The organism is Paraburkholderia sp. J76, from assembly GCF_905220295.1.
Taxonomy (GTDB): domain Bacteria; phylum Pseudomonadota; class Gammaproteobacteria; order Burkholderiales; family Burkholderiaceae; genus Paraburkholderia.
In genome coordinates this window covers 240,058-261,481 of the sequence record NZ_CAJMZJ010000008.1, presented here as the reverse complement: position 1 = coordinate 261,481, position 21,424 = coordinate 240,058, and the positions used below count along the sequence as shown (strand labels likewise).

Annotated in this window: 20 protein-coding genes and 1 pseudogene; 3 read left to right on the top strand and 18 right to left on the bottom strand. The window is 67.1% G+C overall.

Features of this window, described 5'->3' with window-relative positions; translation table 11 throughout:
* Positions 1-9: 9 nt before the first annotated feature.
* The 8 genes from U5768_RS17725 to U5768_RS17690 form a co-directional block, all read right to left on the bottom strand.
* Positions 10-1,209 carry a flagellar basal body P-ring protein FlgI gene (locus tag U5768_RS17725; RefSeq protein WP_415913922.1) on the bottom strand — a complete coding sequence of 400 codons (1,200 nt, stop codon included), beginning with the start codon at positions 1,207-1,209 and terminating at the stop codon, positions 10-12.
* Positions 1,203-1,916 carry a flagellar basal body L-ring protein FlgH gene (locus U5768_RS17720; RefSeq protein WP_322031689.1) on the bottom strand — a complete coding sequence of 238 codons (714 nt, stop codon included), beginning with the start codon at positions 1,914-1,916 and terminating at the stop codon, positions 1,203-1,205. Before U5768_RS17720 ends, U5768_RS17725 begins: the two co-directional genes overlap by 7 nt.
* A 34-nt stretch (positions 1,917-1,950) precedes the next feature.
* Positions 1,951-2,739, bottom strand: a complete 789-nt coding sequence (flgG, locus tag U5768_RS17715) for a flagellar basal-body rod protein FlgG (protein WP_321915340.1) — start codon at positions 2,737-2,739, stop codon at positions 1,951-1,953.
* A gap of 63 nt (positions 2,740-2,802) precedes the next feature.
* Positions 2,803-3,561, bottom strand: coding sequence for a flagellar basal-body rod protein FlgF (gene flgF / locus U5768_RS17710; RefSeq protein WP_322031688.1), 759 nt, complete (start codon positions 3,559-3,561; stop codon positions 2,803-2,805).
* A gap of 27 nt (positions 3,562-3,588) precedes the next feature.
* Positions 3,589-4,860, bottom strand: a complete 1,272-nt coding sequence (gene flgE / locus U5768_RS17705) for a flagellar hook protein FlgE (protein WP_322031687.1) — start codon at positions 4,858-4,860, stop codon at positions 3,589-3,591.
* A 38-nt stretch (positions 4,861-4,898) separates the two neighbouring features.
* The gene (locus tag U5768_RS17700) at positions 4,899-5,549 is read right to left on the bottom strand and encodes a flagellar hook assembly protein FlgD (protein ID WP_322031778.1); all 651 of its coding nucleotides are present in this window, start codon (positions 5,547-5,549) and stop codon (positions 4,899-4,901) included.
* A 185-nt stretch (positions 5,550-5,734) separates the two neighbouring features.
* Positions 5,735-6,160 carry a flagellar basal body rod protein FlgC gene (flgC, locus tag U5768_RS17695; protein ID WP_322031686.1) on the bottom strand — a complete coding sequence of 142 codons (426 nt, stop codon included), beginning with the start codon at positions 6,158-6,160 and terminating at the stop codon, positions 5,735-5,737.
* A gap of 102 nt (positions 6,161-6,262) precedes the next feature.
* A complete protein-coding gene (locus tag U5768_RS17690; RefSeq protein WP_322031685.1) occupies positions 6,263-6,778 on the bottom strand; it encodes a flagellar basal body protein in 516 nt (171 codons plus the stop codon).
* Positions 6,779-7,035: 257 nt separating this feature from the next.
* On the opposite strand from U5768_RS17690, the gene flgA reads away from it, so the two are divergent.
* The 3 genes from flgA (at position 7,036) to U5768_RS17675 (ending at position 9,364) form a co-directional block, all read left to right on the top strand.
* On the top strand, positions 7,036-8,340 hold the full coding sequence (gene flgA, locus U5768_RS17685) for a flagellar basal body P-ring formation chaperone FlgA (RefSeq protein WP_322031684.1): 1,305 nt from the start codon (positions 7,036-7,038) through the stop codon (positions 8,338-8,340).
* A gap of 175 nt (positions 8,341-8,515) precedes the next feature.
* Positions 8,516-8,872: a flagellar biosynthesis anti-sigma factor FlgM gene (gene flgM / locus U5768_RS17680; RefSeq protein WP_322031683.1), complete on the top strand. Its 357-nt coding sequence runs from the start codon at positions 8,516-8,518 to the stop codon at positions 8,870-8,872.
* Between the two features lie 48 nt (positions 8,873-8,920).
* On the top strand, positions 8,921-9,364 hold the full coding sequence (locus tag U5768_RS17675; protein WP_322031682.1) for a flagellar protein FlgN: 444 nt from the start codon (positions 8,921-8,923) through the stop codon (positions 9,362-9,364).
* A gap of 101 nt (positions 9,365-9,465) precedes the next feature.
* Here U5768_RS17675 and U5768_RS17670 read toward each other — a convergent pair whose 3' ends face one another.
* From U5768_RS17670 to cheZ, 10 genes and pseudogenes are all read right to left on the bottom strand, one after another.
* Positions 9,466-9,951, bottom strand: a complete 486-nt coding sequence (locus U5768_RS17670; RefSeq protein ID WP_322031681.1) for a GNAT family N-acetyltransferase — start codon at positions 9,949-9,951, stop codon at positions 9,466-9,468.
* A complete protein-coding gene (locus U5768_RS17665) occupies positions 9,914-10,246 on the bottom strand; it encodes a DUF1778 domain-containing protein (RefSeq protein WP_322031680.1) in 333 nt (110 codons plus the stop codon). The genes U5768_RS17670 and U5768_RS17665 overlap by 38 nt, the downstream gene beginning before the upstream one ends.
* Before the next feature lie 292 nt (positions 10,247-10,538).
* Positions 10,539-11,270, bottom strand: a complete 732-nt coding sequence (locus U5768_RS17660) for an RNA polymerase sigma factor FliA (protein WP_322031679.1) — start codon at positions 11,268-11,270, stop codon at positions 10,539-10,541.
* A gap of 308 nt (positions 11,271-11,578) precedes the next feature.
* A pseudogene (locus U5768_RS17655) lies at positions 11,579-12,436 on the bottom strand (MinD/ParA family protein); the annotation flags it as partial.
* On the bottom strand, positions 12,429-14,546 hold the full coding sequence (gene flhF, locus U5768_RS17650) for a flagellar biosynthesis protein FlhF (protein WP_322031678.1): 2,118 nt from the start codon (positions 14,544-14,546) through the stop codon (positions 12,429-12,431). The pseudogene U5768_RS17655 and the gene flhF, both read right to left, overlap by 8 nt.
* A 306-nt stretch (positions 14,547-14,852) precedes the next feature.
* Complete coding sequence (flhA, locus tag U5768_RS17645) at positions 14,853-16,952, bottom strand: flagellar biosynthesis protein FlhA (RefSeq protein WP_322031677.1); 2,100 nt, start codon at positions 16,950-16,952, stop codon at positions 14,853-14,855.
* A complete protein-coding gene (flhB, locus tag U5768_RS17640; protein ID WP_322031676.1) occupies positions 16,949-18,256 on the bottom strand; it encodes a flagellar biosynthesis protein FlhB in 1,308 nt (435 codons plus the stop codon). Before flhB ends, flhA begins: the two co-directional genes overlap by 4 nt.
* A gap of 251 nt (positions 18,257-18,507) precedes the next feature.
* Positions 18,508-19,815 (bottom strand): DUF3443 domain-containing protein, encoded by a 1,308-nt coding sequence (locus U5768_RS17635; protein WP_322031675.1) that lies wholly within the window; start codon positions 19,813-19,815, stop codon positions 18,508-18,510.
* Positions 19,816-19,831: 16 nt separating this feature from the next.
* A complete protein-coding gene (locus tag U5768_RS17630; protein ID WP_322031777.1) occupies positions 19,832-20,356 on the bottom strand; it encodes a DUF2844 domain-containing protein in 525 nt (174 codons plus the stop codon).
* Between the two features lie 299 nt (positions 20,357-20,655).
* A complete protein-coding gene (gene cheZ, locus U5768_RS17625; RefSeq protein ID WP_322031674.1) occupies positions 20,656-21,423 on the bottom strand; it encodes a protein phosphatase CheZ in 768 nt (255 codons plus the stop codon).
* Position 21,424: the final 1 nt, after the last annotated feature.

Here is a 21,424-nt window from a genome sequence, read left to right as displayed (position 1 = left end):
GTTACCCCCTTAGATGATCTCGAGGTCGGCGCGCAGTGCGCCCGCCGCCTTCATCGCCTGCAGGATCGACATCAGGTCCGCCGGCGTCGCGCCCAGCGCGTTGAGCGCCTTCACGACTTCGGCGAGATTCGCGCCCGCCGTGACGAGCTTGAGCGATCCGTTGTCCTGCTTCAACTGGATCTGCGACTGGCGCGTCGCCACCGTCTGGCCGTTGGAGAACGCGCCGGGCTGGCTCACCGCCGTCTGCGTGTTCACGACGACCGAAAGATTGCCGTGCGCGACCGCGCAGCTTTCCAGCGTCACCATCTGGTTCATGACGATCGAGCCGGTGCGCGCGTTCAGGATCACCTTCGCGGCCGGCGTGGCCGGGTTCACGTTGAGGTCCTGGATCTGCGCGATGAAACCCACCTGCGAGGCCGGATCGGCCGGGCCGCGCACCTGGATCGTGCGGCCGTCGAGCGGCGAGGCCGTGCCCTGGCCGAACATGTTGTTGACGGCCGAGACGATGCGCTGCGTCGTGTCGTAGTCCATGTCGTTGACGGTCAGCGTGAGGAGACCGCCTTGCTGCGAAACCGGCGAGATCACCGAGCGCTCGACGATCGCGCCGCCCGCGATGCGGCCCGCCGCGAGCTGGTTCACCTGCACCTTGCTGCCGTTGGCCGAGGCGCCCGCGCCGCCCACGGCCACGTTGCCCTGGGCGAGCGCGTAGACCTGGCCGTCGGCGCCCTTGAGCGGCGTGAGCAGCAGCGTGCCGCCGCGAATGCTCTTCGCGTTGGCGAGCGACGAAACGGTCACGTCGATCTGCTCGCCGGGCCGCGCGAACGGCGGCAGCACGGCCGTCACCATCACCGCGGCGACGTTCTTCAACTGCATGTTGTTCAGCGTCGAAGAGGAGCCCGACGAACTCGACGTGTTGTTGATCGAGATGCCGAGGTTCGCGAGCATGTTCGCGAGCGTTTGCGTCGTGAAGGGCGCCTGGGTCGTCTGGTCGCCGGTGCCGTCGAGACCCACCACGAGGCCGTAGCCGATGAGCGGGTTGTCGCGCACGCCCTGGAAGGTCGCGAGGTCTTTCACGCGCTCGGCGCGCGCGGGCGTCGCGTAGGCGACGAGCGCCCCGCAGGCGACGACGAACCCGAACGCCACGCCGAGAGCGGCGAGCACGTCCTTCACGCGCGAGCGGCGCGAACGATGGAAGCGGATCTTTACCATGGCGCGAGATTCAGGAAGAAGCGTTGCAGCCAGCCCATCGTCTCGGCTTCGTCGATCACGCCTTTTGCGGAGTATTCGATCTTCGCGTCGGCGACGTCGGTCGAGAGCACGGAGTTGTCTCCGGCAACGGTGTTCGGATTGACGACGCCCGAGAAGCGCACGAATTCATTGCCCTGGTTGATGAGCATCTGCTTCTCGCCGGAGACGACGAGATTGCCGTTGGGCAGCACGTTCGTCACGGTCACGGTAATGACGCCCGTGAACGTGTTCGAGGCGTTCGCGCCGCCCGTGGCGTCGAACTGGTTCGCGCCCGTGGAATTCAGGTTCGCGCGGTTGAAGACGCCCGGCAGGAAGTTCGCGGTGCCCGCGAAGCTCGTGCTGCTGCCGCGCTTGGTGTTCGCGCCCGACGATTTGGTCGCGTTGATGTTTTCGGAGATGACGATCGTGAGGATGTCGCCGGTATTGCGCGGACGCTGGTCCTCGAAGAGCGGCCGTCCCGCGTAGCCCGGGTTGTAGATCGCGCCCGGCGACGTATTCGCGGGCGGCGCCGGCGGCACGGCCGTCATGGGCTGCTGGACAATGGGCTGCCGGTTGGGAATGTAGGCGCAGCCCGCCAGCATCGCGAGCGCCACAGCCGCCACGAGCGGGCGGGCGTGGCCCGGCCGCCGTGCGCGGATGCGAGGATGGTTTCGAACGGACTGCGACATATTCTTCACCGACTTGATTAACCAGGGACCAGCCTCAGACCTGCATCTGGCTGAGCGTTTGCAGCATCTGGTCAGAGGTGGTGACCGCCTTGCTGTTGATTTCGTAGGCGCGCTGCGTCTCGATCATGTTCACGAGTTCCTGCACGACGTTCACGTTCGACGATTCCACGTAGCCCTGGTTGAGCGTGCCCGAACCGTTCTGGCCCGGCGTGGAAACCGTGGGCGCGCCCGACGAAGCCGTTTCCGACATCAGGTTCTGCCCGTTCGACTGCAGGCCGGCCGGGTTGATGAACATGGCGAGCTGCAGCGTGCCGATGGTCGTGTTGTTGGCCGTGCCCGGCGTCGTGACCGTCACCACGCCGTCGCTGCCGATGGTGAGCGAGGTGGCGTTGGCGGGCACCGTGATCGCGGGGATCACCTGGTAGCCGCTCGCCGTCACGAGCTGGCCTTGCGAGTTGGTCTGGAACGAGCCGTCGCGCGTGTAGGCCGTCGTGCCGTCGGGCATCTGCACCTGGAAGAAGCCCGCGCCGTTGACCGCCACGTCCTTCGAGTTGCCGGTCTGCTGCAGGTTGCCCTGCGTGTAGAGACGCTCGGTCGCCACCTGCTGCACGCCCGTGCCCACCTGACTGCCCGAGGGCAATTCGGTTTGCTGGGTCGAGTTCGCGCCCGGCTGGCGCAGCGTCTGGTACATGAGATCCTCGAACACGGCGCGCGAGCCCTTGAAGCCATTGGTGCTCACGTTCGCGAGGTTGTTCGAGATCACGTCCATCTGCGACTGCTGGGCTTGCATGCCGGTAGCGGCGATGTATAGCGATCGGTTCACGGTGTCTTTCTCCCGGTCCGGCCTCGCGCGGCGCGAGGCGGCCTTCATTTAACTTGAAATGGCTTAGCTGAAGTTGAGCAACTGGTTCGCGCTCTGCTCGTTCTGGTCGGCGTTCGAGAGCAGCTTGGTCTGCATCTGGAACTGACGCGCATTGGTGATCATCGAGACCATCGCCGCCACCGGGTTCACGTTGCTGCCCTCGAGCGATTCGGTCGCGACCTGCACGGTCTGGTCCGCGTCCGCGGGGTCGCCGTCCGCGGTGTGGAACAGGCCGTCGTCGCCGCGCGTGAGCGCGCCTGCCGGCGGGTTCACGAACTTGATCTGGTCGATCATGGCGATCGCGTTGGCGGGGCTGCCCGGCGCGATGGCCGAAACCGTGCCGTCCTTGCCGATCGTGATGGCCGAGCCCGGAGGCACCGCGATCGGGCCGCCGCCGCCGATCACCTGCTGGTTCGCGGCCGTGACGAGCTGGCCGTTTTCGTCGATGTGCAGGTTGCCCGCGCGCGTATAGGCCTCGTTGCCGTCGGCCGTCTGCACGGCCATGAAGCCCTGGCCCTGAATCGCGATGTCGAGCGGATTGCCGGTATGCGAGATCGCACCGGGCGTCATGTCCGAGCCCGGCGTAGACGAGAGCACATACGTGCGCGTGGTCTGGTCGTTCACCGTCGAGCCGTCGCCGAACGACATCGGCACGGAGCGAAAGTTGGCGAGCTGCGCGCGAAAGCCCGTGGTCGAGACGTTCGCGAGATTGTTCGCGACGACGGCCTGCTGCTCGAGCGCCTGGCTCGCGCCCGTCATCGCGGTATAGATCAGTCGGTCCATGATGTGCCCGGTACGTGGTTAGGCGCGTTACATCTGCAGCAGCGTCTGGTCGACGGTCTGCTGCGTCTTGATGGTCTGCGCGTTCGCCTGATAGTTGCGCTGCGCCGTGATCAGGTCGACGAGCTGGTTCGTCAGGTCGACGTTCGACGATTCGAGCGCGCCGCCCGTGAGGTTGCCGTGGTTCGTGCTGCCCGGCGTGGAGATCTGCGCGACGCCCGATTCGTTCGTTTGCTGGAACTGGTTGCCGCCCAGATTCACGAGCCCGTTCGGGTTGTTGAAGTTGGCGAGCACGATCTGGCCGAGCACCATGGTCTGGTGGTTCGAGTACGTGCCGGTGATGGTGCCGTCCGCGCCGATCGAGAAGTTCGAAAGCGTGCCGCTCGCGTAGCCGTCCTCGGTCAGGTTGTTCACGCCGTCCGAACTGCCGTACTGCGTCGAGCCCTTGAAGTTCAGGTTGACGGCCATCGAAGCGGCGCCGTCGGAGAGCGTGCCGCCCGCCGTGCCGATCTGCAGCGTCATCTGGCTGCTCCCCGCCGCTTGCGTGCCGCTTGCGTCCGTGGACGAAACGAGATTGCCCGACGAGTCGTACACGAGCGTGCCGGTCGGCGACGTCGGCACCTGGGTGGGCGTACCCGCATAAACGCTCCACGTCGTCTGGCCCGTGCTCGCGTCCGTCGCGCCCTTCACGAAGTACATGTTGATCGTCTGCGTACCGCCGAGCGAGTCGTATCCGGTGATCGACGTCGAATAGTTATAGCTCGTCGAGTCGGAAGCGTTGAACGGCGTGGTCGTCGGCGTCGTGTCCTGGGCGTTCAGGTTCAACTGCGCCGTGATGTTCTGCGTCGTTTTCGGCGCGATGTTGGTGGTCGGCACCTTCAGCGCCACGGTTTGCGCCGTGTTCACCACGCCCGTCGAGTCGGCGGCATAGCCCATCAGGTCGTTGCCCGAGGCGTCGGTGATATAGCCGTTCTTGTCGAGCTGGAACACGCCGTTACGCGAGTACGTGATCGTGCCGTTGTTCGACATCTGGAAGAAGCCGTTGCCGTTGATGGCCACGTTCAGCGCCTGGCCCGTCGTGTTGATCGTGCCTTGCGAGAAGTCCTGCTGCACGGTCTGGAGCGAGGCGCCGAGGCCGATCTGGTTGCCCACCGACGTCGCGATGGTGTTCGCGTAGATGTCCGCGAACTGCGCCGTGCTCTCCTTGAAGCCAACGGTGTTCGCATTGGCGATGTTGTTGCCGATCACGTCGAGGTCGTTCGACGCCGCGGCGAGGCCGCTCAATCCTTGCTGATAGCCCATGTTTGTCTACTCCGCGCTTTTCGCGTTGATTGTCACGTTCAAAGAATGGCGCCGACGCTCGAAAGCGGGACCGTCTTGCCGTTGGCGAGCGAGAGGCTCGCGGTGCCGTCCGACTGCTGGACCACGCCCTGCACCTGGCTCGCGACGAGCGCGGTGGCGGTGGCGGACTGGCCGTTGGTCGTCGCCGTGGCGCTGATCGTGTAGGTGCCGTCGGCGACCGCGTTGCCTCCGCTGTCCTTGCCGTTCCACGTGATCGGCACCGTGCCGGCCGACTGCGCGCCGAGGTCGAGCGTGTTGACGACCTGGCCCGCCGAGTTCGTGATCGTGAGCTTCACGTCCGACACCGCCGAAGGCAGCGTCACGCCGAGCTGCGGCGCGGTGCCGCTCGACACCGTGGCGCTGCTGCCCGCCGCGAGCACGGTCGAGCCGATGAGCAGCGCGGCCTGCGCGTTCTGGCCCGCCGAAAGCTGCGTGGAAAGCGACGACAGCGACGTATTGAGCTGCTGAATGCCCGACACCGTGTTGATCTGGGCGAGCTGCGAGGTCATCTGCGAGCTGTCCATCGGATCGGTCGGATCCTGGTTCTGCAATTGCGCGACGAGCAGTTGCAGGAAAGTGGTCTGCAGGTCGCTTGCGCTCGTGCCGCTCGACGACGACGAGGCCGAACTCGACGAACTCGTGCCGTTCATGGTGTCGAGCAGTTGCTGCGACACGGTGGCGGTGCTGCCGCCGATGGTTGTGTTGCTGGAACTCAACGCGTTCTCCCTCGATTGCGCTTCGTGCTTGGCGTGTGGTGGTGGCGGGCGCCTGTTCCGCTGCTTCGTCTGGCGCCCGCTGGTCTCTGTCTTTACTGCGTAGGAGTGCTTGCGACGCTTTACGAGCCGATCGTGAGCGTCTTGAGCATCAACTGCTTGGCCGTGTTCAGCGTTTCGACGTTGGCCTGGTACGAGCGCGACGCCGAGATCATGTTCACCATCTCCTGCACCGGATCGACGTTGGGCATCGTCACGTAGCCGTCCGCGTTGGCGGAAGGATTGTCGGGGTCGTACGTCTCTTTCATGGGCGTGGGGTCGTCCACCACGCCGGTCACCCGCACGCCGCCCACCTGCTGGCCCGAGGCCGTGCGCGCGCCGCCGAGCGGATTGACCGCGAACACGACCTGCTTCGCCTTGTACGGCTGGCCGTCGGGGCCGGTCGTGCTGTCGGCGTTGGCGAGATTGGACGCCGTCACGTTCAGACGCTGCGATTCCGCCGTCATGGCGGAGCCCGCAACGCTGAAGATGTTCATCAGGGATGGCATGGTTTCGTTGACCTCACATCAGGTGCGCGTCGCGCGCGCGTTGGTCGTTCATGGCTTCGTTACTGCGCTTTGCCGGCTTTCCTGGCTTCGCTCGCGCGGCGATCAGGTCGAACCCGAGGTAATCGCGGACATCATCGTCTTGATCTGCTGCGAGACCACCGTCATGCCCGACTCGAAGTGCAGCGCGTTGTCGGCGAACTGCACGCGCTCGGTGTCGAGATCGACCGTGTTGCCGTCGAGCGCGGGCTGCACCGGCGTGCGGTACATGAGCTGACTCTTGTAGGTGTCGGCGGGGCCGCCCGTGGGGATCAGCTTCGCGTCGCCGGCCATATGGCCCGACTCCGTGGCCGTCATCTGCATGCCGCTCGTCACGCCCGCGGGCTGCGCCATGGCGAGCGGCTGGGCGTTGCCGCCCGCGGTGGCCGTCATGCCCACCGTGCCGCCCGCGCCTTGCTGGCGCAGCGCGCCGGCAAGCGAGGCCGCGAAGTCGACGTCGCGCGCCTGGTAGCCCGGCGTGTCGGCGTTCGCGATGTTCGACGAGATCAATGCCTGCCGCGTGGCGCGCACGTCGAGCGCTTCGCGCCCAAAGGCGAATTCGGCATCGAGTTTGTCCAGCATCGGGCGTTCTCCGTGAAACGAAAATGGATTCGGCGTGAGCGCGGCGGGCTCGCCAGCGGCGAGAAAACCGGTGCAAGCGCGGCGCAAACGTTAGGCGCGCGGCCAGAAGGCCTTTGCGCATGGAGTGGAATATTAGGCGGGGGTGGCAAGAACCAATCGGACGAATAGCCGGTAAAGCGCCCCTCTATTCGACGCAAGCGCGCAGGGGCCGCCCCCTAGAATGCGAGGCGTGTCAATGCATTCGATGGAGAACGACGATGCCGCAGACTGCCTCTTTCCGCGGGCCGCACGCCGGCCTGGAGCGGCGTGCGCGCGCGCTGTCGTGGAGCGTGCCGTGGACGTGCGCGCTCGCCTGTATGGTCGGCTCCGCGTTGGGCGCGGCGAACGCCCATGCGCAAACGACGGCGCAACCGGAAGGCGCGGGCGGCCAGATCTTTATCGCGGGCAACGGCGACCGCGCGGGCTCCGACGCCGCGCAGATGAACGCGCTGCTCGTTCGCAACGCAAAGAAGCCTGCCGCAGGCGCGGCCATTAACGCGCCCGCCAGTGACGCCGCGCCGCTGCGCGCGGCCAGCTACGCCGATCTGAATTCGCGCGGCGTGCCAGAGGATGCGCGCGCGGGCGTCGAGTCGAACGGCATGATCACGATTCCGGGTCCGGGCGAGCGCGCGCCGCAAGGCGACGCGCCGCGCATCGTCACGATTCCCGCGCCCGCTGCGAGCGCCCAGCCGATGCGCGTGCCGGCGGCCAGCCCGAACAGCGCGGGCGCGCTTGAGCGCGTGAACCTGGCGGGCGCCGCGAACCGCGTCGCGCCGGTAGTCGTCGATGGGGCGGCAGCAGCGGGCTCGGCCGCGAAGCCGGTTGCGAACGCAAACATCGGCGCGCCACCGAATCCCAATACGAGCGCCGTCGCCCCGAACGTGCAGACGACGCCGCCCGGCCAGCAGGACGGCGAATCGATCCGCGCCGCCGCTCTCGCGTTCCTGCAGCAGCAGTCGGCGGGCTTGCCGGGCCGCGTAAGCATCACGGTCGCGCCCGTGTTTCCGCGCGGCCTCGCGGCTTGCGCGTCGCTGGAGCCCTTCATGCCGCCGGGCGCGCGCACGTACGGCCACACGACCGTGGGGATGCGCTGCATCGGCGCGAAGCCGTGGACGCTCTACGTGAGCGCGCGCGTTGCCGTGGACGTGACCTACTACGTGGCCTCGCGCCAGATCGGCGCGGGCGAAGCCCTCTCGGCCGCCGACTTCATGCCGCGCGCGGGCGACCTCGCGAGCCTGCCGCAGACCATCATCACCGATCCCAATCAGGCGACGGGCGCCGTCGCGCTCGCGCGCATTTCGGCGGGACTGCCGCTGCGCACCGACATGCTGCGCAGCGCGGCCTCGGTCGTGATCGGGCAAACGGTCAAGGTAATCGCCGTGGGCAGCAACTTCACGATCTCGGCCGAAGGCAGCGCGCTCAACAACGCCGAACCCGGCCAGCAGGTGCGCGTGCGCACGAGCGGCGGCCAGATCATCTCGGGCGTGGTCAAGGACGCCGGGACGGTCCAGGTGCAGATCTAGGGCCGGTTCCACGGGCCGGATTCGCGGGGGCCAACCGCCTCCCGGCGGCTCGCTTCGTCGGCTTTCCGGCTGTGTGCGTCAGCACACGTAACAGCATGTAACGGTGGGATTTTCGCGCTAAAGTTCGGCCCGGCCTGTGCCGTTATCAAGGTCAAATCGATCAGGAAAGCCCATCGTGAAAGTTGACTCCTCCACCCGCAATGATCCGCGCACGCTGCAGGATGGCCTCGCGCGTTCGCAAGGCGATTCGACCGGCGTAAGCACCGCCAGCACCGATAATGCGGCCGCTTCCGGCGCCGCAGGCAGCGCGAACGCAGCGGGCGCGGCCGGCGGCTCGAACGTGAGCCTTTCGTCGCTGTCGTCGACGCTGCGCTCGCTCGCCGCGAGCGGCTCGGCCGACATCGACATGACGCACGTGCAGTCGATCAAGGACGCGATCCGCAACGGCACGCTGCAGATCGACGCGGGCAAGATCGCCGACGGCGTGATCCAGACCGCGCGCGACCTCATGAAGCCGACGTCGGGCAACTGACACCCGGCCCACGAGCGCCGCGCAACCTTCGTTTTTTGGTGCCTTGCAATGAAAGATGCCCTGTTAGCCACGCTGATCGACGAACACGCCACTGTCGAGGCGTTCGCGTCGCTGCTCGCCTATGAAGAAAAGGCGCTCGTGTCGGCCGACGGCATCGAGGCGCTCCCGCAAATCGTCGAACAGAAGACGACGCTCACGCAGCGCCTCGCGGGTCTCGAAAAGGCGCGCGACGCGCAACTGGCTGGCCTCGGCCTGCCCGGCGGCCGCAAAGGCATCGAAATGGCCTGCGACGGCGACACGCGCCTCGCGAGCCAGTGGGCGCTGCTCAAGGGCTCGACCGAACGCGCGCGCCGCAAGAATCTCACGATCGGCATGATGATCCGCACGCGCATGGAACATAACCGCCGCGCGCTCTCGATCCTGCGCGGCGAAACGGGCAACGGCGCGATGTTGTACGGTCCCGATGGACGTTTGCCGGCGTTCGGGCTGTAAGGCGCGCGGGCGCGTCGTAGGCGCAAGGACAAAAGCCGAAGCAAGGGATGCTTCGGCTTTTTGTTTGGGACTGACGGGTGGTGTGGCTAGCCATCGGGCCTTCATGCCTGCTCGATTGTCGCGACGGGCAGGAAGAGTCTTCGCGGCGCATCCGTGAACGGCTCGAATCCGTATTTTCGATAGAACCCTGCTGCGTTGTCATCGAGCGCATCGACGATGACGCATTGCACGCCTACCCTGCCCGACGCTTTCAGCACGACATTTAGCGCGTGCATAAGCAGAAATTCGCCAAGGCCTTGGCCGTGGTGCCGCACGTCCACCGCCAGCCGCGCGAGCAAGACCGCCGACGCGCTCCTCGGGAGTTTTGCGCCGCGCATGCCGTCCGTTTCCACCGCTGTCGCCGCGAGCGCGTAGTAGCCCGCTATCGTGCGTGGAGCAGACGACGCCGCGGCGACATAAGTGCGAGACAGATTCTTCTTTTGATGCTGATTCGCTACGTGGCGAATCCATTCGTTCATCGAATCGACGCCGCAATCGAAGCTGTTGCGGTCATCGCCCTCCCTCAACTGACGAATCTGTGTTTCCACTCTTGTTTTTCCTGAAGCGAGCCATCGCGCGCTGCAGCGCCTCGTTGGGCTTCGGCGGCTCATCCAGCAGCGCGAAGAAGCGCTTCGATTCGTCCATCGTCAGGCGGATGGAGCGAATGACCTCTTCCTGCTCGATGACCTGCTCCGCCGCCCTGAGCGCGGCTTGCACAATAAACTGGTTGACGGTACTGCCCGAGAGATCTGCAGCAAGCTGCAGGATTTCCTGCTTCTCCGCACTCAACCGGGCAGTGATTCGCCCGCGGCTGGAGCTTTCCACACCGTTGTTGATAGCCATTGTTCATCCTTTTTTCGAGCTTGGGGCACGCCTACATCGTTTGGCGGATGCCGGGCCCGGGGTTCTGAAGCGCGACGCGGGGCACCCCCCACCGTAAATACCGGAGCCCGGGCGGACCGATTCGATCCCGGTTCACGGGCTGGAGCCACTATATCACTTACGGTGCCAAATTGTCACCAACGGCTTCATCCTGACATCAACAAAAAAGCCGAAGCGCTTTCGCACTCCGGCTTTTTCACCGCACCCGGCCCGCGCGAAAAACCGCGCGGAGCGTCTGTCTACGGCATTCGTCTCAACTCTCCTGGCCCGCCCACGACATCTCGCGCAGCCGCGTGCGCAGGCGCGCCACCGCCTGGCTGTGCAACTGGCACACGCGCGACTCGCTCACCTCCATCACCGCGCCGATTTCGCGCAGGTTCATGCCGCGCTCGTAGTAGAGCGACATGAGCAGCTTCTCGCGCTCGGGCAGCCGCTCGATCGCCTCGACGAGCGCGCCGCGCAGGCTGTCGTCGAGCAGGGCCGAAAGCGGGTCCGAGTGATCGACACAGTAGCGGTCGAGGAACGGTTCGTCCTCGGCGGAGCGGTCGAAGTCTTCGTAGTAGATGAGCTGGCTGCCGTGCAGGTCCTGCAGCATGCTCTGATACTCGTCGAGCGGCATGCTCAGATGCTCGGCGATCTCCGTTTCGCTCGCCGAGCGGCCAAGGCGCTGCTCCACCTGATGCACGGCGCTTTCCACTTCGCGCGAGGTGCGCCGCAGGCTGCGCGGCAGCCAGTCGTTGCTGCGCAGTTCGTCGAGCATCGCGCCGCGAATGCGCTGGCTCGCATAGGTCTCGAATTGCGCGCCCTGATCTTCCTTATAGCGGTTGGCCGCGTCGAGCAGGCCGATCATGCCCGCCTGGATCAGGTCGTCGAGGTCCACGCTCGCCGGCATCTTGGCCACGAGCTGCAAGCCGAGCCGTCTCACGAGCGGCGCGTATTTCGCAAGCACGTCGGCCTGCGAAATTTTTCCTTGAGCGTTATACATCGTGCTCTCCACTTCTCATGTCCCTGTGTGGCGTCGTCGTGAGCACGTCAGACGTGCTGCGGCGACGTGCGCTGCGCGGGCGTATCGGTCCGCCAGCCCACATGGGCCGACGCGGACGCCGATGTTGCGTTGGGTGCGGGATGCACACCCGTCACGCTTGCTGCGAACGAATCGGCGTTCGCGGCGAGCGCGCTGTGTGCGGCGTTTGTTGCGTTTGTCGTGCTTGTTGCATGCGTTGCATGGGTAGCGTGTGGCTGGACGGCGGCTTGCGGCGCGCCATCCGTATCGTCGGCGGATGCGTCGCCCGCCGCTTCATGTTCTTCGTGCGACTCGACGAGCGCCGCCCCGGCGCGCGCCGTGGCCGGCGAGCACGCGGAAACCGCGGGTCGCATGGGCCAGTGCGGCAGTTCGGCGGCCACGTGCCGGAAGTCGCGCGCGGCGGATGTCGACGGAAACGCATCGACGATGCAGCGCGCGAGCCTGAGCGCCTGCGCCATGTGCTGATCGGCGGCGACGCTACCGGCGCTTTCGAGCGAAACGCTCAGGTAGCGGCTCGCCACCCCCGCGAGGTTCTCGATCGCGGCGTGCGCGTCGCTCGCGTTCGCCACATGATTCGCGAGCACGCGAAACTGCGCGATCGCATGCGCGAAGTGCAGCCGTTTCATGCACGCATAGGCGTCCGTGATCGACTGCGCGCCGACGCGCATCACGATCAGCACGTCATGCGCGTGCATGGCGAGCGGCGACAGCGCGCCTTCGGCGTCGAGCTGCGCGTCGATCAATACGATGTCCGCGGGGCCCGAGATCACCTTCTGCAACTGCGCGGCCGTGTACTGCGCGCGGTTGTCACGCGAGGCGGCCAGCACGCCGAAGCCGAGCGCATGACGCCCCACGGCTTCCTCGAGCGTGCGCTCGCCGCGCATCACAGCAGCGAAGCTGCCCGCGCCGCGCACGCCGCCTATGAGCGAGCAGACCGAGCGCGAGCCGAGGCACTCGTCGATCACGAGCACGTCCTTGCCCTGCGCGGTGAGCGCCGCCGCGAGATTGACCACGGTGGTCGTGCGTCCGGGCGAACCCGCTCCGCCCGTCACCGCGACCACCCGCGAGCCTTCGCGCGCGAGAAGCCGCCGCAGCCCTTCGGCCTGATCGATGACGAACTTATCCAAACCTGACCTCGGGAGCCTGCGAATTCGAACGCGTCGAGAGTGCCGACAGCAGCGCCGGAATATCGTCTTCGTGCGGCACGAACGGCGAACTCTCTCGCGGAATGCAGAAAGCGCTGCGGATCAGGAAGCGGCGCGTCGCCACGTACAGGTTCTCGGGCACCTTCTGGCCGGTCGAGACGTAGTGCACCGGCAGCTTGTAGCGCAGCACGGTGTCGAGCGCGCTGCCGAGGTTGGTCGCCTCGTCGAGCTTGGTGAGAATGCAGCCCGTGAGCGGTGCGTTTTCGCTCTGGTATGCCTGCACGACTTCGTTGAGCGTGTCGCCGTGGTTCGTCGCCGAGAGCAGCAGAAGGCGCTGCACCGGACGACCCGCGCCGCACAGCATGGCGATCTGGTCGGCCACGGCGCGGTCGCGCTGGCTCATGCCGATCGTGTCGATCAGCACGATGTGCTTGTTCTTGAGTTCGGTGAGCGCGAGCTGGAGGTCCGCGCCGTCGCGCACGGCATGCACGGACACGCCGAGGATCTTGCCGAAGATGCGCAGTTGCTCGTGGCCGCCGATACGGTAGCTGTCGGTGGTGAGGAGCGCCACCTTGCTCGCGCCGAAGCGCATCACGCAGCGCGCGGCGAGCTTCGCCGTGGTCGTGGTCTTGCCCACGCCCGTCGGGCCCATCAGCGCGAATACGCCGCCGCGCTCCATGAGCGCCTCTTCGTCTTCGAGGACGGGCAGATTCGATTCGAGCACCGACTGGAGCCACTCCATGCCGGCCTCTTCGGTTTGCACGTCGGGCAGGCGGTCGATCATCATTTTCACGAGCTGCGCCGAGAAGCCCGCGGCAAAAAGCTGCTTGGTGAGCGCGCCCTGCACCGGGCTGCGGCGCTGGCGCTCGCCCCACAGGAGACCCGCGAACTGCTCTTCCATCATGCCGCGCATGGAGGCCAGCTCGTTCATCACCGTTTCGTTCACGACCTGTTCGATGCGCGTGCGGATCGCTTCGCTCACGGTTTGCGCTGCGTCGGCATGCTTGCTGGACGTGGGCGCGGGACCGGCGGCCTCCGGGCCGTGGCCGAGGCGCTGGGCGGCGCGGCGCGCGGCGACATGCGCGGCCTCGAGCGCCCAGTCGGGCGTGGTGGCGTCGACATTGGGCGGCAGCACCGGATCGGCGACATTGCCAAGACCACGGGCTGCCGCGGCCGCGGGCGTCATGCCCGGCACGCGCGGCGCATTTTGCTGATTCGCTATACGGCGAGCGTGATCGATCAGCCAGGGATTCGACTCGGCCATCGTGCGCGGCGCGTCGCTCGCGCTCGCGCCGGCGGCGGCCTGCTCGAGGCGCGCGGCGGCTTCGCGCGCGGCGGCCGGGGCGTTGGCGTTCGCGGCGGGCGTCATGGACGCGAACGACGGCGCGAAGGCTTGCGAGCCGAGCGATTCGGTCGCGGCCTGGAGCGCCATTTGCAGCGGCGTTTGCTGACCCGGCATGGCTTGCTGCGATTGCGCGGCCTGCATCGCGGATTGCAGCGTCGGCGGCATCGGCGATTGCGCGGCGTGCTGACCCGCTGCGGCGCGGGAAGAAGGCGAAAGCGCGGCGACGGCGGCAGAGGCGGCCGACGCTTCCTGGCCAAGCGAGACGGCGGCGCCGGCGGCGTGATCGCCATCGGCGTCGGAATCGGCATCGGCGTTGGCGTTAGCGCCGCCCTTTTCGGCGCCCACTTCCGGGCTCGCGCCGAACACCGACGAGAACACGTCCGGCATGCCGCTCGCGTAGGGGTTCGCCGCGCCGACAGGAGCGGCGAGCGCCGCCGGGGCCGCGCCGAGCGCTGCGCGCGGCGTGCGCGGCATCTGCGTCATGGCGGCGGAAGGCTGCGCGAACGGGCCGCCTTGAGCACCTTGACCACCTTGACCACCTTGGCCACCGGCGCCTGGCAGGCCTTGTGCCGCGGCAACATCGGCCGGCGCGATCGCCGCGAGGTCGCGGTCCGCGAGCGCGACGATTTCGACGCTGCCGTCTTCGAGCGTACGGTTCGACAGAACGACGGCGTCCGCACCCAACGCTTCGCGTACGAGCCGTAACGCGTCGCGGCTGGTGCCACCGATGAATTTGCGAATGTTCAAGCTGAGCCCCTGATGAGGTGAGCGGCTTATGCCGCCGCCGGTCGTCCGATGCTGGAATGGCGCTGGATTGCTGCCCGCCGTGCGTTGCTCGCAAGGCCTTTTCCGATGTTGGAATTATTTCGAAGGTGGGCGTCCCATGATCGATGGATCAGGGCGGAGAAATGCGGGTAATTCGCGGAATCGGTGGCGGGGGTGCGGGCGGGGAAAAAATTCCGTACACAAAGGCGCGGCCCCGCATCGACCAACAAAAAAGCCCGCGAAAAGCGGGCTCCCTCTCGATCCAGCGCTACGCCGCGCCCGGCGCGATCAATGCGCCCCGATCACATTCACGACCTTCACGTTGCGCGTATCCGGCACCTCGGCGTAGGAGAGCACCTTAAGCTGCGGCAAGCTGCGGCGCAGAAAACGCGAAAGCATGGGCCGCAGCGCATGCTGCACGAGCATCACGGGCGCGAGCCCCATCGCCTGCTGACGCCCCATCGCCTGTTCCGTCTGCGTGAGCAGCGTGTGCGCGAGTCCGGGTTCGAGGCCGGGATTCGGGCCCGAGGTCAGCGTTTGCGACAGCACGCGCTCCAGGTTCGCGTCGAGCCCCATCACCTGCATGTCGGCGTTGCCGGGGAACCATTGCTGCGTGATCGCGCGGCCCAGCGCGATGCGCACCGCCGCCGTGAGATCGTGCGCATCGGTAATGCGCGGCGTGTGCTCCGCGAGCGACTCCATGATCGTGCGCATGTCGCGAATCGGCACGCCTTCTTCCAGCAGGTTCTGCAGCACCTTCTGCAGCGTCGTGACCGGCAGCACCTTCGGCACGAGGTCGTCCACGAGCGAAGGCGTGTCCTTCTGCACGCGCTCGAGCAGCGCCTGCACCTCGCGGCGCCCCAGCAGTTCGGCCGCATGCATGACGACGAGGTGATTCAGGTGCGTCGCCACCACCGTGCTCGAATCGACCACCGTGTAGCCGAACACCTGCGCCTGCTCGCGCACGTTCGAATCGATCCACACGGCGGGCAGCCCGAACGCCGGGTCGGTGGTCGGCGTGCCGGGCAGCACGGCGCTCACCTGGCCCGGGTTGATCGCGAGCCACTGGCCCGGATACGCCTCGCCCGTGCCCACTTCCACGCCCTTCAGCGCGATGCGGTAAGCGTTCGGGCGCAGCTCCAGGTTGTCGCGAATATGGATGACGGGCGGCAAAAAGCCGATTTCCTGCGCGAACTTCTTGCGGATGCTCTTGATGCGCTTGAGCAGTTCGCCGTCGGTGTTCTTGTCGACGAGCGGAATGATGCGGTAGCCCACTTCGAGGCCAAGCGTGTCGATGAGCGCCACGTCGTCCCAGCTCGCCTCGGCGTTTTCGACCGGCGCGAGCGCGGCGGGCGCGGCGTCCACGATCACGGCGCTCGCCTTCTTCGCCTCGGCGCTCTTCTTCATCGTGCGGCCAAGCTGGATCGCGCCGCCGCCGAGCAGCAGAAATGCAAAGTGCGGCATGCCCGGAATCAGGCCCATCATGACGATGATCGTGCCCGTGATCATGAGCACGCGCGGGTTCGTGAAGAGCTGGCCGGTAAGCTGCGTGCCGATGTCTTCGTTGGTCGCGACGCGCGAAACGATTACGCCGGCCGCCGTCGAAATGACGAGCGACGGAATCTGCGCGACGAGGCCGTCGCCGATGGTGAGCAGCGTATAGGTCTCGCCCGCCGAGGCGAGCGGCATGCCGTGCTGCACGACGCCCACGATCAGGCCGCCCACGATGTTGATCACCATGATCAGGAGACCGGCGATGGCGTCGCCGCGCACGAACTTGCTCGCGCCGTCCATCGAGCCGTAGAACTCGGCTTCCTGGGCAATCTCGCTGCGGCGCTTGCGGGCGGCTTCTTCGTTGATGAGGCCCGCGTTCAGGTCGGCGTCGATCGCCATCTGCTTGCCTGGCATCGCATCGAGCGTGAAGCGCGCGGAGACTTCGGCGATACGGCCCGCGCCCTTCGTGATCACCATGAAGTTGATGACCATGAGGATCACGAACACGACGATACCCACGGCGAAGTTGCCGCCCACGAGGAAGTGGCCGAACGACTCGATCACCTGGCCCGCGGCGCCGGGGCCGGTGTGGCCTTCGAGCAGCACGATACGCGTGGACGCCACGTTCAGCGAGAGCCGCAGGAGCGTGGAGAACAGCAGCACGCTCGGGAACGCCGCGAAGTCGAGCGGCTTCATGGTGTACATGCTGACGAGCAACACCATCACCGAAAGCGCGATGTTGAAGGTGAACAGCAGATCCAGCAGGAACGGCGGCAACGGCAGGATCATCATGCCGAGGATCATGCAGATCAGGATCGGTCCCGCCAGCGCGCGCAGATTCGTGCTTTGCAGCATCTCCGGGCGCCGCGCGAGGAAACCGGTGCGGGCGTTCATTCTGTTGCTCCTTCAGTGCCGTCGCGCGCCGAATTCCTGTCGGCGCGATCGGCGGTGTTCGATGCGGTGTTCGATGCGGTGTTCGTGTCGGCGCGCCCGGCGGCTTCCCCGGCCGCGCGCTCCTCAGGCGTGAGGGTTTCGTCGGCTTCGCTGGCCTCGTCTTCGTCGCTCACGGCGCCCTTGTCCATTTCGGGCGGCACGTCGAGGTCGGTCGGCTCCATCGGCACGTCGCCGCCATGCTCGCGAAAGCGCTTGAGCTGATAAACCCACGCGAGCACCTGCGCGACCGCGCCGTAGAGCGGCCCCGGAATCTCGCGATTGATGTCGACGTTGTAGTAGAGCGCGCGGGCGAGCGGCGGCGCTTCGAGCAGCGGCACGTTGTTCTCGGCGGCGATCTCGCGGATACGCGCGGCCACGAGGTTCACGCCCTTGGCGACGACCTTCGGCGCGCGCATCTCGCCATCGGCGTACTTGAGCGCGACGGCGAAGTGTGTCGGGTTGGTCACGACCACGTCGGCCTTGGGCACCTGGGTCATCATGCGGCGGCGGGCGGCGGCGCGCTGCTGCTGGCGAATGCGCCCCTTCACGTGCGGATCGCCTTCGTTTTCCTTGTGCTCGCGCTTGACCTCTTCCTTCGTCATACGCAACTTGCGGTAATACGACCAGAGCTGATACGGCACGTCGAGGGCGGCCACCACGAACATGCCGGCAACCGTCATGCCGCAGCACACGCCGATCAGATGCATCGCGTCGGCGAACGCGCGCGGCGCGGGCTGCATGGCGAGCCCGAGTATCTCGTCGCGCCGGCTCCAGAGCGTGCATCCGCCGATCACCCCCACCACGAGCGTCTTGGCGAGCGACATGCCGAGCTGGATCGGCCCGTTCACGGAAAAGATGCGCCCAAGCCCCGTCACCGGATTGAGGCGGCCGAAGTTGGGCTCAAGCGACTTCGTCGAGATGAGCCAGCCGCCGAGCGCCATCGGCGCGAGCAGCGCGGCGAGGCCCGTGAGCGCGAGCACCGGCATGAGCGCCATGAACCCCTCGCGCGCGGCCACGCCGGCGCCCGTGAGCATGCGGCCGGTTTCGAACGCGCTGGCGTGGTTGAACGTGAACGCGCCGCGCATCATGGCCTGCAAATGCACGCCGATCGTGCCCGAGAGCATCCACGTGCCGAAGAAGCCCGCCGAAAGCAGCGCGAACGTGGAAAGCTCCCGGGAACGCGGAACCTGCCCCTCCTCCCGCGCCTTTTGCAGGCGCTTGGGAGTGGCGGATTCTGTTTTCTCGAGGTCGCTGTCCTCAGCCACGCATGCTCCGGTCGTGGGCGCGCGCCGCTCGTCGCGGCTGCGCGGCTGGCGCGCGCCCTTTTTCAGTGATAGCGATTATTGCCGCGCGAGCCGGGTACCGATTGACGGAGTAAGGCGGGTAAATCCGGGTATTTCGACCGATGGAAGCGGGGGCTTTCACCCGCGAGCGCGGGCGCGCGCGGCACAAAAGCGGCACGGGCGCTCGCGGGCCGCGAAACCGCGCGCGCGGCGCGGCATGTCAGCACGCCGCCTCAGTACGCTACATACGGCGCCTTGCCACCGGACGCGGTCATGTCCATGCCGTAGTACACGTAGCGGCCATAGAAGAACGACAACCCCAGGTCGAGGCTCGCCGACGACCCGTACTCTCCAGCCAGGTTGTTGGCCGCGTAGTTCGCGCCGCTGCCGAGCAACGCGTTCGCGTTCGCGACGTTGAAGACCGCGGTGCCTGAAGTCGCGCCGTTATGGGAAACGAGCGCCGCGCTGAAAGACTGCGTGGACGAGGGGCAGTAGAACGTGCCCAGATTGCCGCCGCACTGCGGCAGGTTGCCGTTGGCGAAGAAGATGGCGTTCGAGCCCGAGTCGAGGAAGGCCTGGAGCGTGCGCCCGTTGAACGTGGCGCTGAGCCTGCCCGACGAATCCGTGGTGAAGCTTTGCGAGGCGGTCATCGCGTTGTTCGGCTGCGTGCCGATGCCGAACACCAGCGTGCCCGTCGCGCTCGGCGCGCCGCTGTCGGACACCGGCGCCATCTCCAGGATCACCCCGTTGCCGTCCGTGCCGAACCTGGGCACGGGGTTGGCCACGAGCTGCGTTTGCGTAACCGTCACGGCGCTGCAGTTCGCGTTGCCCGGGCAAGCGAAGTAACTGCCGAAGCTGTCATAAGGCGCGACGCCGATACCGAGAATGCCGTTGGCGCCCAGGTCCTGCACGGTATTCTGCGGGTCGCCGAAGCCCGCGCACGCCTGCGGCACCGTATTCGAGCCGAGGTCGCCGATCACCTGGACAGGAATGCTGGATGCCGTCTCGCCGCCGATCTTGACGTCTGCGGGACGCACGGTGCCCCACGTGTAGCCGTCGGCGAAGGCCGTGCATTCCGCGAGCGTGCCGCCGTTGGCCGCGGCGGCGGGCAGCGAGTTCAGCAGGTTCGGCAGCGCCGACGCAAGCAGCCGCAGGCCGAACGACGCCGTATCCACCTGAACGTTGTCGACGGTCTGGCAAGTGCTCGTGCCGGGCACGCAGATCGTCACGCTGACGGTGGGAATGTTGGGCAGCGTGCCGGTGAGTCCGCTGTTCACGGTGACGGCCACGGTGTTCGCGGCGGTGGCCGCCGTGGGCTGCTGCGTGGGGCTGGGCACCGCGGCGCTGCCGCCGCTGCCATTGCCATTGCCGCTGCTGCCGTTGCTGTTGCCGCCCGAACTGCTGCTGTTGCTGCTGCCGCCCCCGCCACCGCAAGCGGCGAAGAGAGCAACGAAGGCCACGAGCGCGGCGGTCGAAAGGAACCGGAAAGGGCGCGCCCGCGAGCCGCGCGATTGACGTGAAGTCAGCACTGAAGTCGGCACGTTCGGCCTCCGCTCGTCACTGGATATCGGCGCCGCTGACGCCCGCGGGCAGCGCTTGCGGCAGCCATGCCTGCCCGGAGAAGGCGCCCATGTGGCCGCCCGAATGCACGACGACGTTCGTGTTTTCGACCACGCCCGGCCCGCGCACGAGACCGGCGGCGTGGCTCGCCTTCACGCCGGCTGTGTATTGCGGGAAGTAGCTGCCGAGCAGCGTGGCGAGATTGGGCATCTGCGGGCCGTCCCAGGCGACCGCGAATACGGTGCCGCTCTGCGTGAGGTACTCGCGCACGACGGTGCCGCTGGCGAGCGTGGTCTGCTGGACGGTGTAGGCGGCAGGCGCGGAAGCGCCGGAAGCGGCGCCTTGCGCGGCTGCGCGCGCAACGGCGGGTGCGTTGCCGTTCGCGGCCGCCGCTGAGGCGGCGCTCAGAATGCTGACGCTCGCGCCCGCGGGCGCAGGCATGGGCGCGCCGCCAAGCGCCGCATGCGCCGGCGACGCGGCAAGCAGTGCGCCAGACAACGCAAAAAACAACGCGAAAAACAGCGGACCGGGAAGCGCCGCGCCGAACGCGCGGCCACATGGCGATGTGTACGGATACAAGGCGTCCCCTCCCTCTGGCGATGGGGCGTTGCACCATACGCTGTGGGGCCGCGCGCGAATGTCGCGGCGGGACGCAGCAGGACGGGCAACGGCTGGCTATGCTTCGCTGCGCCGCCGCAACACGTTGGTGGCGGCAGGACGCGAAGGCATGAGCACTAGTATGCCCGCCCTGGATTACATACGGCAGTTGGCCGTTCGGCTAACGGCATGCGCGCGGGCGTACAGGGCCGCCCGCGCGCCGGTCAGAAACCGAGGCTCGCGAGCAGATCGTCGACCTGCGCCTGGTCCTGCACCACGTCGGTCTTGCCTTCCGGATTGATCTGCGGGCCGTTGAGCAGCCCTTCGGGGCTGCCCGTGCTGCTCTGGGTCTCCGCGAGCGCCGCCGCCGTCGCCGCGAACTGCTCGCGCCGCTCCGGTGCGATGTTCTCGACCAGCACCGTGAGCAACTGCTGCTCGATCAGATAGACCACGTCCATGATCTTCTTGATCACCTGGCCCGTCAGGTCCTGGAAATCCTGAGCGAGCATGATCTCGAGCAGTTGCTGGTTGGTCGCTGCCGTGGCTTGCGGCACGCCGTCCACGAAGGCGCGCGTGTCGTCCATCAGTTGGCGCACTTCCGCGCGGCCGATCGGCGCGTCGTACCACGTCGCCCAGCGGCTCGTCAGCTCCTTCGCGTCGTGCTCGAGCGTTTCCTGCAGCGGCTTGGCGATGTCGATCGCGGTCAGCACGCGCTCGGCCGCCTGCTCGGTCATGTTGGCGACATAGCGCAGCCGGTCGCGCGCGTCGGGCACCGCCTCGGCGGCGCGCTCCACGTGCTTGTCGAGGCCGAGTTCGCGCATCGAGTCGCGCAGGCTCCGCGTGAGGTGGCCGATGCGCGCGAGGATGCGATCCGTCGCAAGCTCGCCCGCCTCGCCCGCAGCCGGCGCCTCGAAGTCGAACTCCGGAGGCTGCGGGAGCGGCTCGGCGCCCTCGCCTTCCGGCCACTCGCCGGAACTGATGGGCTCGTTCACG

Coding starts and splice junctions, on each gene's coding strand:
- U5768_RS17660 (WP_322031679.1), bottom strand. CDS start 11,270: ATGTATAACGCTCAAGGAAAAATTTCGCAGGCCGACGTGCTTGCGAAA.
- flhA (WP_322031677.1), bottom strand. CDS start 16,952: ATGAACGCCCGCACCGGTTTCCTCGCGCGGCGCCCGGAGATGCTGCAA.
- flgC (WP_322031686.1), bottom strand. CDS start 6,160: ATGCCATCCCTGATGAACATCTTCAGCGTTGCGGGCTCCGCCATGACG.
- flgF (WP_322031688.1), bottom strand. CDS start 3,561: ATGGACCGACTGATCTATACCGCGATGACGGGCGCGAGCCAGGCGCTC.
- U5768_RS17700 (WP_322031778.1), bottom strand. CDS start 5,549: ATGAACGGCACGAGTTCGTCGAGTTCGGCCTCGTCGTCGTCGAGCGGC.
- U5768_RS17720 (WP_322031689.1), bottom strand. CDS start 1,916: ATGTCGCAGTCCGTTCGAAACCATCCTCGCATCCGCGCACGGCGGCCG.
- U5768_RS17675 (WP_322031682.1), top strand. CDS start 8,921: ATGAAAGATGCCCTGTTAGCCACGCTGATCGACGAACACGCCACTGTC.
- flgE (WP_322031687.1), bottom strand. CDS start 4,860: ATGGGCTATCAGCAAGGATTGAGCGGCCTCGCCGCGGCGTCGAACGAC.
- U5768_RS17665 (WP_322031680.1), bottom strand. CDS start 10,246: ATGGCTATCAACAACGGTGTGGAAAGCTCCAGCCGCGGGCGAATCACT.
- U5768_RS17690 (WP_322031685.1), bottom strand. CDS start 6,778: ATGCTGGACAAACTCGATGCCGAATTCGCCTTTGGGCGCGAAGCGCTC.
- flgA (WP_322031684.1), top strand. CDS start 7,036: ATGCCGCAGACTGCCTCTTTCCGCGGGCCGCACGCCGGCCTGGAGCGG.
- U5768_RS17725 (WP_415913922.1), bottom strand. CDS start 1,209: ATGGTAAAGATCCGCTTCCATCGTTCGCGCCGCTCGCGCGTGAAGGAC.